Origin of the sequence: Paenibacillus caseinilyticus (genome assembly GCF_027533645.1) — a bacterium.
GTDB classification, from domain to species: domain Bacteria; phylum Bacillota; class Bacilli; order Paenibacillales; family NBRC-103111; genus Paenibacillus_G; species Paenibacillus_G caseinilyticus.
Window position 1 is genome coordinate 1 of the sequence record NZ_JAQAGY010000004.1, and the last position, 12,264, is coordinate 12,264.

General features: G+C 54.0%; 12 protein-coding genes. 2 read left to right on the plus strand and 10 right to left on the minus strand.

What is annotated here, in order from left to right; all coding sequences use genetic code 11:
- Nucleotides 1-96 precede the first annotated feature (96 nt).
- The 6 genes from O9H32_RS07905 to nikA are packed head-to-tail and all read right to left on the minus strand — an operon-like array spanning nucleotide 97 to nucleotide 5,506.
- A complete protein-coding gene (locus O9H32_RS07905; RefSeq protein WP_319946930.1) occupies nucleotides 97-375 on the minus strand; it encodes a GNAT family N-acetyltransferase in 279 nt (92 codons plus the stop codon).
- A 4-nt stretch (nucleotides 376-379) separates the two neighbouring features.
- The gene (nikE, locus tag O9H32_RS07910; RefSeq protein WP_269865415.1) at nucleotides 380-1,201 is read right to left on the minus strand and encodes a nickel import ATP-binding protein NikE; all 822 of its coding nucleotides are present in this window, start codon (nucleotides 1,199-1,201) and stop codon (nucleotides 380-382) included.
- A 22-nt stretch (nucleotides 1,202-1,223) separates the two neighbouring features.
- Nucleotides 1,224-2,057 carry a nickel import ATP-binding protein NikD gene (gene nikD, locus O9H32_RS07915; RefSeq protein WP_269865416.1) on the minus strand — a complete coding sequence of 278 codons (834 nt, stop codon included), beginning with the start codon at nucleotides 2,055-2,057 and terminating at the stop codon, nucleotides 1,224-1,226.
- Nucleotides 2,058-2,075: 18 nt separating this feature from the next.
- Nucleotides 2,076-2,909: a nickel ABC transporter permease subunit NikC gene (nikC, locus tag O9H32_RS07920; protein ID WP_269865417.1), complete on the minus strand. Its 834-nt coding sequence runs from the start codon at nucleotides 2,907-2,909 to the stop codon at nucleotides 2,076-2,078.
- Nucleotides 2,906-3,850, minus strand: a complete 945-nt coding sequence (nikB, locus tag O9H32_RS07925; protein WP_269865418.1) for a nickel ABC transporter permease subunit NikB — start codon at nucleotides 3,848-3,850, stop codon at nucleotides 2,906-2,908. The genes nikC and nikB overlap by 4 nt, the downstream gene beginning before the upstream one ends.
- A gap of 18 nt (nucleotides 3,851-3,868) precedes the next feature.
- Nucleotides 3,869-5,506 carry a nickel ABC transporter substrate-binding protein gene (gene nikA, locus O9H32_RS07930; protein WP_269865419.1) on the minus strand — a complete coding sequence of 546 codons (1,638 nt, stop codon included), beginning with the start codon at nucleotides 5,504-5,506 and terminating at the stop codon, nucleotides 3,869-3,871.
- 273 nt (nucleotides 5,507-5,779) lie between these two features.
- Here nikA and cntE point away from each other — a divergent pair, with 273 nt between their 5' ends.
- Entirely contained in the window at nucleotides 5,780-6,973 is a 1,194-nt protein-coding gene (gene cntE / locus O9H32_RS07935; protein ID WP_269865420.1) for a staphylopine family metallophore export MFS transporter CntE, read from the plus strand.
- Between the two features lie 261 nt (nucleotides 6,974-7,234).
- Here the strand turns inward: cntE and O9H32_RS07940 are convergent, their stop codons facing one another.
- Entirely contained in the window at nucleotides 7,235-7,999 is a 765-nt protein-coding gene (locus O9H32_RS07940) for an SDR family oxidoreductase (protein WP_269865421.1), read from the minus strand.
- 178 nt (nucleotides 8,000-8,177) lie between these two features.
- Here O9H32_RS07940 and O9H32_RS07945 point away from each other — a divergent pair, with 178 nt between their 5' ends.
- Complete coding sequence (locus O9H32_RS07945; RefSeq protein ID WP_269865422.1) at nucleotides 8,178-8,813, plus strand: bifunctional transcriptional activator/DNA repair enzyme AdaA; 636 nt, start codon at nucleotides 8,178-8,180, stop codon at nucleotides 8,811-8,813.
- 63 nt (nucleotides 8,814-8,876) lie between these two features.
- On the opposite strand, the gene O9H32_RS07950 is transcribed toward O9H32_RS07945, so the two are convergent.
- The 3 genes from O9H32_RS07950 to O9H32_RS07960 form a co-directional block, all read right to left on the minus strand.
- Entirely contained in the window at nucleotides 8,877-10,259 is a 1,383-nt protein-coding gene (locus tag O9H32_RS07950) for an ABC transporter substrate-binding protein (protein ID WP_269865423.1), read from the minus strand.
- A gap of 202 nt (nucleotides 10,260-10,461) precedes the next feature.
- The gene (locus tag O9H32_RS07955) at nucleotides 10,462-11,295 is read right to left on the minus strand and encodes a carbohydrate ABC transporter permease (protein ID WP_269865424.1); all 834 of its coding nucleotides are present in this window, start codon (nucleotides 11,293-11,295) and stop codon (nucleotides 10,462-10,464) included.
- Nucleotides 11,296-11,307: 12 nt separating this feature from the next.
- A complete protein-coding gene (locus O9H32_RS07960) occupies nucleotides 11,308-12,252 on the minus strand; it encodes a carbohydrate ABC transporter permease (protein WP_269865425.1) in 945 nt (314 codons plus the stop codon).
- Between the last annotated feature and the right edge of the window lie 12 nt (nucleotides 12,253-12,264).

Here is a 12,264-nt window from a genome sequence, read left to right on the forward strand (position 1 = left end):
ATGGCTTCATTCAAGCGTTCGATCTCTGTTGACGTCTTATCCATCTTCATCGCCGCCTCAGGTGTTTTACTAATAATTACCCATACCAGCGGCATGTTACGTTGTTAAATGCGTCTTATATAGCCTTCGAATGATCTCGGCTCCGATCCCTTGTTTTTGATAACTTGGATGGACCATAACACCGCATATACAGGCATGAATCACACCATCGGATATCACGCGTCCCGTACCAATTAATTTCTCGTTATCGTACGCGTGCACCGCATACCAGCTTTGGACGGCGGCTTTTTCTAACTCTTCTTTTGATAATTGAAGATAACGATTCCAAAACAAAAAACGCGCCCCAACCTCTCTGTGTCGGGGCACGCTGCACACACCTTCATCTGCTTGCAGGCAGACGATCTCTAGAGCGATAACGCGGATGTTCCGAAAGCATCGACCCCAGCAAGCCTTTCACCGCGGGATGGGACGACAGCAGAAACTGCTCTTTGTGCTCACAGTACTCGGCCACCTGTCCATTCTCCATGACAGCGAGTGCGTCCGAGATCGTATAAGCCGCTTTAATATCGTGGGTAATGAACAGATAGGACAAACCATACGTTGACCTCAGGTCATTCAGCAAATGCAAAATATTCGTCTGATTCACCATATCTAGGCTGCTTACCGCCTCATCGAGTACAATCATCTTCGGTTTCAGGGCAATCGCCCTGGCTATGTTGATCCGCTGCAGCTGGCCGCCGCTGAATTGATGAGGATACTTGCCCATGTCCCCGGAGCTCAATCCGACGCGCTCGAGCAGCTCTCCGACGGCCCGTTTTTGCTCCTGCACCGACAAGGTCTCGTAATTGTCCAGAGGTTCGCCAATGATTTGTCCGGCTGTCATCCTGGGATTCACCGAGGAGTAGCAATCCTGGAACACCACCTGGAGGTCCCGGCGCAGCTGCTTCCGCGTCTTCGGATCGAGCGTATACAGATCATGGCCCTGGAAGAGAACTTGGCCTTTCTTCGGTTTTTCCAAACCTAGAACGACCCTTCCGAGGGTGCTTTTCCCCGCTCCGCTCGATCCCAGAAGACCCAGACACGTCCCTCCTTCGATTCGAAGCGATACGCCAGAGAGGACATCCCGGCTCCTTCTGGGCCGTCGGAACAGATTAGATGAGGAGTAAGCATGCGTTACCTCGTTGACTTGAAGCAATGTCATTACACTCACCTCGATTTCCGGATCATGACCATATACAGCCCGCCATTTCCGGACTGATCTGAAGCATGGGTCTTGCAGCAAGCAGAGTTTTGGTATAGGCATGCTGGGGGTGATCGAACAGCTCGAATACATCCGCCTGCTCGACAATCCGCCCCTGCTGCATGACCGCCACATCATCAGCCAATTCGGCGATGACGCCCAGATCATGAGAGATCAATAAGATAGAGGTACCGTGCTCCTGCCGGACCCGGTCGAGCTGCCGCAGCACTTGGAGCTGATTCGTCACATCCAGTGCGGTCGTAGGCTCATCGGCAATAATGACCGCCGGCTCTAAGCACATCGTCAAGGCGATCATCACCCGCTGAAGCATGCCTCCGCTGAGTTCGAACGGATACTGCCGCAAGAGCTCGGCAGGATTGGATAAATTCAAGTCGCTCATCGCACCGGCGGCTAATTCCGCAGCCTGCTTTTTGCTCAGGCTTGTATGGGTGCGGATCGTCTCAATGAACTGGGTACCCAGGGTATACACAGGCGAGAAGGCATTCATCGGATTCTGCATAATAAAAGCGATCTCTTTCCCACGGATCCGGCGCATTTCATCCTCTTTGAGTCCGTTCAGCTCGCGTGAATTCAAACGGATACTGCCTTCGATGGTGGTCATTTTGCGATCCAGCATCTGCAGCAGGGATAACGAAGTGACGGTCTTGCCGCTTCCGCTCTCTCCCACAAGGCCCAGTATACGACCCGGTTTCAGTTCAAAATCCACCCCATGTACCAGCGGCAGGTTCCCCTGCTCCGTCTTTACGGTCACCTTCAGGCCCTTCACCTGCAATACAGGACTTGTTTGCTCTACCAATACGCTCATTCCTTCTCTTTAGAAACGTCGTTTGACACCGTAACGCTCAGACAAAGCCTCGCCCAATAGATTGAAAGTCGCGACAACCGCAACGATCAGCAATCCCGGATAGAGCATCAGCTGCGGATGATTCCGTATGAAGGATTTGCCCTCGTTGACCATCGCGCCCCACTCCGGAGTAGGCGGTTGAATACCGAGTCCGAGGAAGGACATGGCCGAGATATCCATGATCGCCCATCCCATTTCGAGGGTGCCGATGACAAGAATCGGGGGCAGAATGTTCGGAATCATGTGCCTTCTGATGATCTGCCACTGGGACGAGCCGCTGATCCGCGCGGCCGTAATGAAGTTCCGTTCCTTCAAGCTGACGACCAGATTCCGGAACATCCGCGCATAATACACCCACTGCACCATCATTAAAGCGAGCACGAGCTGGAACATCCCCGGACCCAATATCCCGACCAGACCCAGTACCAAGATCAGGCTCGGGAACGCCATGACGCCTTCACAGAACCGCATCAGTACCGCATCCAGCCACCCGCCTCTATAGCCGGCAGCCGTTCCGACGAATAATCCAAGCCCTAAGGAAGAGATAAATATTAAGGAAGCAAAGCCTAATGATACCCTTGCGCCATACAGCAGTCTGGATAGATTGCATCGTCCCAGATGATCCGTTCCAAGCGGATAGTCCCAAGAGGGAGCTTGCAGCTTGATGGCCAATTTTACCTGAACCGGATCATGGGGCGCAATCCACGGAGCGAGCACACTGATGAGAAAGAATATAACGATGATGCTTGTACATAGGACGATCATCCTCTGACTTTTGAACCCTCTGCGTAATCTGCTCATCACCGGTCAGCCCTTCCTTTCCGTGAAATCCGGGGATCCAGGTACAATTGGAGCAGATCTACCAGGAGGTTGCATCCGACAATGAAACAAACGGAGAGCAGTACATAGCTTTGGATGACCGGGATATCGCGGTTCACAATGGATTGAACAAAGTAACGCCCAAAACCGGGCCAAGAGAATACCTGCTCTACGATGATCGCTCCCGTAAGCAGCTTCCCCATATTCATTCCGAGGCCTGTGATCATAGGTAGAATGGCAACCCGCAGCACATATTTCAGCAGGATGACTCTCTCCTTAATCCCCCTCGTCCGGGCATAGCGCACGTAGGCTTCCTGCAATTCCTCGAGCACCGTCGTTCGAAGCAAGCGCGTATAGATCGCGATGAGCCACAGTGCCAGCGTGACCGACGGAAGCACCAGATGCTGCCAAGTTCCTCTGCCTTCTACAGGGAGCAGGTCGAGCTTCACCGAGAAAAAATAAACCAATAAGTACCCAAGCCAGAAGATAGGAATACAAGCGCCAATGTAAGCCAGCACCCGGCTCATATGATCGATTGCGCCATTTTTATACACGGCGGATAAAAAACCGATGGGCACGCTGATCAGGATCGCGAGAAGGATACTGGCCAAGGCAAGCTGGATCGTTGCCGGGATTTTCTGCGCCACTTCCTGCCAGACCGGCTCATTAGAAATATAAGACGTGCCGAAATCAAGCCGGCACATCTTCATCACAGATTGAGCATATTGAACCAATAAAGGCTGATCCAAGCCAAATTCATGCCTCTTGGCCGCCAGCACTTCATCATCGGGATGAATGTGGGCCGCGGCCAAATAGGCTTCGGCCGGGTCCACAGGTCCGAGTTTGATCATGCAAAACATGAGAAACGAGGCAAAGAGAACGATGGGAATAATGGAAAGAACTCGTTTCCCGATAAAGGTGACCATGTAATGCCTCCTGCGGTTTTACTCCTTCGTATCGATCCCGTAAAACGGATGCTCCTCACGATTCGACGGGAAAGTAACGGTGCTTACGTCTTTTTGATACACAGCGGTCTTCTTGATATAGGAGATCGGAAGGATCGATGACTGCTCCTGCAGTGCAGTGAGAACGGAACTGAATAGCTCGGTCCGGACCTTCTCGTCGGTTGTTTTCATGCCGTCGTTGATTTTCTGGTCAATCTCAGCCTTCATCGGTAAGGCTTGCAGGGGATCCGAGAGCCCAAAGCCCTTCTGGACAACGCCGGTCATGAAGGAATGCGGGTCATACGGCGCCCCGAAACTCGAGTAGAAGTTCATATCGAATTCATTGGCTTTTCTGCGCTGAATATATACCGTTAATTCCACGCCCGTAATATTCAGTTTGACCCCGATCTCGGACCATTCGGCCTGCAGCGTTTCGGCCATTGCTTTTTGAGTCAGGTCGGCTTTGTCATAGAGCAATTCCAGCTCCAGCGCCTTCCCGTCCTTTTCACGAACCGCTTTGCCGGCAGGCAGCTTCCAGCCCGCTTCTTCCAATAAGGCCTTCGCATGGTCCACATTGTATTCAACCGGTTTCACATCAATATTGGAATAGGGCAGATTCTTCGGCAGAATGTTGTCTGCCTTCTCTTCCATCCCGAGGGTGACGCCTTCAACCATAGCCTGCTTGTTAAAGCCTTGGTGAAGAGCCTGACGAACCCGCAGATCGGCCAACTTGTCATTCATCGTATTGAGGACCAGGTTCCGGGTTCCCACCGGCTCGGACAGCGTGGTTTCATATTTCCCCGTTTGCTCCAGCTGTTTGTATGCGTCAAAGCTGATAATACCTTCACCGAAGATCAGATCCAAGTCCCCTTTTTCGAAAGCAAGTACACGGGTTTCGGCATCGGGAACGACTTTCACGACGACCTTGTCCACCTTGGGCTTCTCTCCCCAATAGTTCGGATTGGGAGTAAACGCCGCGTATTCATCCTTCTTATACTCACTGAGTACCCAAGGACCGGTTCCAATCGGATTCTTTACGCCCTTGGAGGTGTCCCCATCGTCGGGGAAGCCCGATTCAGCAAGAAAACGTACAGGACGTACGACCGCAAGATCGTACAAGGTTGGATAGTATGCCTCTTTCAGCGTTAATTTAAACGTAGAGTCATCGACCGCTTCCGTCTTCTGGAGCACATTGATGACGCCGAGCCAGGTATGTAATTTCATATTGTTCATAACCGCATCCAAGTTCTTCTTCACGGTCGCTGCCGTAAAGGCGGTTCCATCTGAGAATTTGACATTGCTGCGGAGCTTGAACGTGTATTCCTTGCCATCCGGAGACAGGGTCCAGGATTCCGCCAGATGGGGTACAATCTTCCCATCCTTGTACATCACCAGCGGCTCGAAGATCATCGATTGGGCAAAAAGCTGGGACGGGTTGTACAAATGCGGATTCATCGGCCCAATATCCCTAGGCCAGGCCATGGTCACCGTTTCTTCCTTTTTCACGGCTTTAGCCGTGTCTGCTGCTGTGCCGGGCGCGGTCTCTGGCTTCGATGCAGAACAGCCTGCGATCGCCGCGGATAAAGCCATAAGCAAGGTCATGCCTAGAAGGAGACTTTTTCTCTTTGCTGCGAACATGCACAAGTAACCCCTCTCTATGTAGTGATAATGATTATCACTGATAAAAAGCATCATACTTTAACTTATTCAATGTTGTCAATGTTATTTATAACCATATGGTAAAAACTTAGGTGGATACAGGGGGTTATCGATCCACACTATTGTGCTCATTGTTGTATCCTAGGGCACGCGCAAGCTTCCCCCGTTCCCGTTGAACTCCAAGCTTTCCCATGCTATATTTCGTTAATACGTTTTGGCAGCTCACATCCCATCGATAGGAGAATATCACTCGTGGTTGCACAAGGTCCATTGTCACGCGGTCAATTGAAGCTGTACCTGTTGGCCGTCCTATTCTTCTCCGCGAACTCGATTCTTACCGTCATTCTCCCTCTGCAAAGCGACGCCCGAGGGATGCAGCAAGGCGAGATCGGCCTGATGATGGGCGCCTACATGCTGACCTGCATGATAGTCCGCCCCTGGGCCGGCCAGCTGCTCAGCCGATACGGTGCGCTCGCGATCATGCGCGCCCTCTTACTCGTTCACGGCGGCTGCCTGGTGCTGTACTCCCTATCCGGCATCGACAGCTACCTATGGCTTCGTGCGCTGCAAGGCGCCGTTACCGCATTCTTCTCCATGATCATGCAGATGGGGATGCTAGTCATGCTCTCGGCAAAAGACCGCGCCCAGGGGATGTCGCTATATACGCTATCCACCATGATTCCGCAGCTGTTCGGCCCCCTGTTGGCTTTATACCTATGGGACACCGGCCAGCCTTCCTTGTTCATGGGGATCATGATCGCTTTGAGCGTCATCACTTGGCTGACGGGGGCCTTTGCCCCATTGCCTGCCTCCCCTCTCGGCGAGGGTTCCTATACCTTCCTGGAGATGCTCCGCTCGATAGCCCAGCTATGGCAGCATCGGATCCTGCTCGTCTGCTCGGCCGTGATGCTGCTGGCTTCCTGCGTTTTTGGCGCCGTCTCCACCTTCTTGCCGCTGTATATGGAGAAGACCGGCGCGGGACATGCGGGCTATTACCTCTTGTTGCAGGGGCTCGTTGTGGTGGTCTGCCGGTTTGTCCTGCGCAGGCATATACCTTCCGACGGCAGCTGGCATACCGGATTCATCGCGGGACTCCTGCTTTGCGCATCCGCCGGTTCGGGGCTTCTCGCGATGCTTGAATCCGGAGGGGCTTTAATGTATGTATCGGCCGTATGCAACGGAGTGGCTGTTGCTTTATTGTATCCTACATTGGTCACCTATCTGTCCTTTGTCTTACCGGCACGGAACCGGGCCGTCTTACTGGGCCTGTTTATTTCATCTTATGATATGGGATTTTCATCAGGAGGACTGCTCATGGGCGTAGTGGCCCAAACGATCACGTACCCCGGCATGTTCACCCTCTGTGCAGGACTCAGCTTATTGGCTTGCATTGCCGTGCTGATGAATAAGAATCGCATGAACGTGTCGAATGAAAGTATCGAATGAGGAGTTTGATCTTCTCCGGGATGCGTTTTTCTGAACCACATCTGTCGGGGAACACAACAAAAAAACGCAGGCAGCCATCAGCCATCAGCCTGTGTTTTTTTGTTCAAATTCTAGAATGTATATCTCACCAGAGCTCGATCCGGTCTTCTTGTATTTCTTATACACTCACATCGTCCTTAAAGGACGGCGAAGCCGTTTATCTCGTAGAAGCGTGCGATACTCTTCGCGGTGTACGATTGCGTACGCAGCCCTTCGTAATGGTTACAGGTGCGAACCGCCGCTTGCATCAATCACCTGACCCGTGATCCACCCGCTCTCCGGTGATGCGAGGAACGCCGCTATATCCGCAATATCCGCCGCCTCCCCCCATCTTCCGAAGATCGAATAGTCGGCGCCGAACTGGCGGCTGCCCGGATCCTGCAGCATACCGGCGTTCATATCCGTAGCGACGAATCCCGGCGCGATGGCATTGATCGTAATTCCGCGCGGACCGAGCTGGGTAGCCAGCGCAAGCGTCAGCGCATTGATGGCGGCCTTCGACATGCTGTATGCCGGAATAGACGGCAGGGAGATGCGTGTAACGGCTGAAGAAAGCTGTATGATGCGACCCTCCTTGCGCAGATGGGGCAGCGCCTGCTGGATCATGAAGAATGGCGCCTTCACATTCAGCGACATCAGCGAATCAAACTCGTCCCCCTTCGTATCCTCGATAGGCACTACAAGACCTATTCCCGCATTGTTGACGAGAATATCGATACCGCTCGAGCCGAACCGTTCGATGAGCTCTTGCTCCACGGCGGCATAGAGCGACTGGATCCCATCCAGTGTCCGGAGGTCGGCTCCCACGGCGAAGGCAGAGCCTCCGCTGCGATGGATCTCCTGAACAACCTCCTCGGCAGCGCCCTGGCTGGCTGCGTAATGCACGGCCACCGTCGCTCCTTCGCGGCCAAGCCGCTGCGCGATGGCCCGGCCAATGCCCCGGCTTCCCCCCGTTACGATGGCTACTTTGTTTAACAGCTTACCCATGGTCTTCATCTCCTGACGACGTATTTGTTCCTGCAGATCTGTTATACCACGGGTGGAATTTCGCGATGTTGCGCTCTCATTCGGGCAGTACCGCACTTGCGGAATCTTGCTGTCCTATTCCGTATTGCGTACAGAACAGCAGGAACGGAGGTATACTGGGGCGGGAGGTGATGATCCATTGAATCAATCTATTGGAGAGAGGATCCAGTTAACGGAGGAGCGCTGGCAAGCCATACTCCGCAACGATCCGGCCTTTGACCTTCATTTTTATTATGGGGTCCAGAGCACCGGGATTTTTTGCAGACCTTCTTGTAAATCAAGGCCCCCTAAAAAACAGAATGTCCGTATTTTTTTGAACGCGGCGCAGGCCCTGTCCGAAAGCTTCCGGCCGTGCAAGCGATGCAAGCCCGACGGAACGCAGCTGCCTGCCGAAGAATGGGTCGATCAGATCACAGAATATATCGACAGACATTATGTGAATGCGATTACCCTAGACACATTGGCGGATTTGTGTCATGGCAGTCCCTATCATCTGCAGCGGACCTTCCGGCGGGTCAAGGGTATGACCCCTGCGGAGTATATTCAGAGGAAAAGAATAACCGCGGCCAAGGAGTATTTGCTTCGAACGGATAAATCATTGAACGATATCGCTTTGGCAGTCGGATTCGCCAGTACGTCTTATTTTGCAACCTTGTTCAAGAGAATGACGGAGCAAACGCCGTCACACTATCGCCGATTGGGCTCTAACAAGCCGAACACCGGGGGTCAAATGCAAGAGCAGCCTCTGATTCCCATGTCCATCAACGGGCTGTAAGGAATTATCGTTAAAAAAAGAGAGAACCCGAAGGTCCTCTCTTCCCTGCTGCTGTGGCACAGCTTATTTTTTGTTCGAATCGATGAGCTTCTGGGTCCGCTCCTGGGCGTTCTTCAGCATGGCATCGAGGTTCTGCTTGTCCATGATGAGCTTCTCATACTCTTCGTTGATCACCTTGTAGACATCGGCCTGGAACGAGGTCGGAGGCACGAGCTTCGAAGCCTTGGAGCCTGCGAGTACGGCCTTCAGCGACTCCTTGTCGACCTTGTCCGGGGACTTCGTGCCGCCGACGATCGTGTCGATGATCTTATTCAGGTCTTCTGCCTTGACCTTGTTCCAGGATGGCACATATTTGCCTTGGGCGATCGTGCCGTCGGTGGTGAAGTAGCGGATGAACTGGTACGCTTCCTGCTTATGCTTGGACTTCTCCGCCACCGCCATGAAGTCGGTCGTCACCATCGAGTAGCCGCCCTGGTCCGACGCGCTGTTCTTAGGGAATGGCGCGACAGCGACATTGAAGTTCAGCGGGAACTGCTCCGTTCCGCCGATCTCGGAGTTCATCCAGCTGCCGATGACGATCATGCTCGCGGACTGGTTGAAGAACTGCGGACGGTAGTGAAGCTTCTGCGAGATCATGTCCGTGTAAGGGACGGAGGACTTGTCGACCTTCTCCATCTGGTAGCGCACCTCGATGGACTTCTTGAAGAGCGGGTTATCGAGGTTCGAGGTACCGTCCGCCTTGAGATAATCTGAGTTGTCCGGCTGGTTCGCCATCGCCAGTCTCGTGAACTCCAGCCAGCCGCCGCCCTGCGGACCGTGGAAGTACGTGCCGTAGCGCTTGCCCGCACCCTCGCCCTTGGTCAGCTTCTTCGCATAATCCATGAACTGGTCCCACGTCCACTCCTTCGGCACTTCCAGTCCCGCTTCCTTCAGGTGGTCCTTGTTGAGCAGGACATACCACGGGTTGAATTTGCCCGGGAGCGCATAGACCTTGCCGTTCAGCGTCGTATCGACTTTATACTCTTCGCCGACCTTGAATCCTTCCTTCTGAACGAACTCGTCGATTGGAGCCACCATGCCGAGGGCCACACGCTGGGCATACATCCCCGCTTCGCTGAACATCATGACGTCCATCTCTTCGCCTGAGGCCGCCGCCAGGTCGAGCTTCTTCGCATACTCCTGCGTGTCGCCCTTCTCGCTCAGGTTCACAAGCTCCACCTTGATGTTCGGGTATTTGGCTTCGAAGGAAGAGATGACCTTCGTCCAGGCCTGCTGGGACTCGCTGCCGAAGGCGTGGAATTTGATCTTGACAGGCGAGCCAGCAGTTCCGCTGCCGCCCGAACCGCTCTCCGCCGCCGGCGTGTCCCCTCCCGCTCCGCTGCAGCCTGCCAACAGACTGATTGCAGCGGCTGTGCCTGCCAATTTGGTCCATGTGTTCGCTTTCATAAGTGAGCCCCTCCGTTGTATATAAGGATCTGGGAAACGTTTGCTCTTGCTAGCCTTATCATTATAGCAACCGGTTTCAAGAGCCGGGTGACGCTATCTTGACTACTTCTCACGTTATTTTTACCGGATGGACTCGGTGGAGCACAGGCCTCCCGTTCAACGCTTCGGATGGCTTCTAACCGTCCCCCTGTTCTCCGGCCGCTTACCCCTTCACGCCGCCCACTGCGATCCCTTCGATGACGCTCTTCTGGCCGATGATGAAGGTGATCAGCAGCGGGAAGATCGCGGACACGGCCGCCGCCATGATCAGGGAGTAGAATTCGCCGTTCATCGAGGCGAACTTGTCCACCGCCTGCGGAATCGTGTAGAGCTTATCCGTACGGATGAAGATCAGCGGATTCTGGTAATCGTTCCATGTCCAGATGAAGCGCAGGATCGCATAGGTGGCGATCGCCGGGCGGACCAGCGGGAAGGCGATCTGCCAGAAGATCCGCCAGTGGCCCGCTCCGTCGATCTTCGCCGACTCGATGTACTCGTTATGCAGGCCCATGAAGAATTGGCGCAGCATGAAGGTGCCGAGGACACTGAAGCAGCCGAGCAGGATGAGCCCGAAGTGGCTGTCGAACAGCCCGATGTTGCGGTACAGGATGAACTGCGGGATGAGAATCGCCTGCGACGGCACCATGTATGTGGCAAGGACGATGAGGAACAGCCACTTGCCTGCCGGAAAATCGATCTTGGAGAACCCGTAAGCCGCGAGTGCCGACACCGTGCAGGAGATCAGCGTAGTCAGCACAGCCACCTTGATGGAGTTCCAGTAGTACAGATAGAACGCATACTGCCCGGCCCAGATCTCTTTGTAGTTCTCGACCGCGTTCCAGCGCTCCGGAATCCACTGGATCGGATATTTGAACACATCCGTTTCGAGCTTGAAGGATGCCGAGAGCATCCAGATGAACGGCAGCAGGAAGAGGATGCTGACCGCCAGCATGACGACCGTATGGGTCAGCTTCCAGACGTTGAGTTTTTCTTTCATGACCTTCGCCTCCTAGTAGTTAACCCATTTCTTTTGGCCGAACCACTGCAGCACCGTGATGAGCAGCACGCAGAAGAACAACACAACGGCGACCGAGGAAGCATAGCCTACCCGAAGATTGATGAACGCTTGGTCATAGAGATACCAGACCAGCATGCTTGTGGACTGCATCGGTCCGCCCTTGGTCAGCACGGCGATCAGGTCGAACACCTTGAAGGAAGAGATGATCCCGGTGACGAGCAGGAAGAACGAAGTCGGGGAGAGCATCGGCACCGTAATCTTCCGGAACTGCGTCCAGCCGTTCGCCCCGTCGATATCGGCCGCTTCGTACAGATCCCTCGGGATCGACTGCAGGGCCGCCATGTAGACGATCATGTTGTAGCCGATCGAGATCCAGACCGAGATCATCATGACCGAAGGCAGCGCGAAGGCGGGATCTGCAATCCACTTCGGCGGGTTCTCGATCCCGATCGACATCAGGAATTGGTTCACCGGTCCGGCCGACGGGTGGAAGAGCACCTGCCACACAATCGCAATCGCCACGACACTGGAGATATAAGGCATGAAGTACGCCACTTTGAAAAAGCTCTTAAGATACACGTGCTTGTTGATCATGATGGCCAGGGTCAGCGAGACGATCATATAGATCGGCACGGTGAAGATGAAGATCATATTGTTCTTGAGGGAGATCCGGAAGCTTTCGTCCGCGAAGAGCTTCTCGAAATTCTCCATCCCCGTCCACTTCAGCCCCTTAATCCCCGCCACGAAATTCCAGTCGGCGAAGCTGAGCACGAAGGTGGCGAGAATCGGCAGCAGCGTAAGCACGGTTACGCCGATCAACATCGGGGAGACGAACAGGAGGCCTGCCAGGCTTTCCCTGCGCCGCAGGGTACTTTTGCTTCCTGCAGGCCGGGCCTGCTTCTCCGTCAGGGTCATATTGGAGCTTGTCGTATTCACGTTCGGTCCACC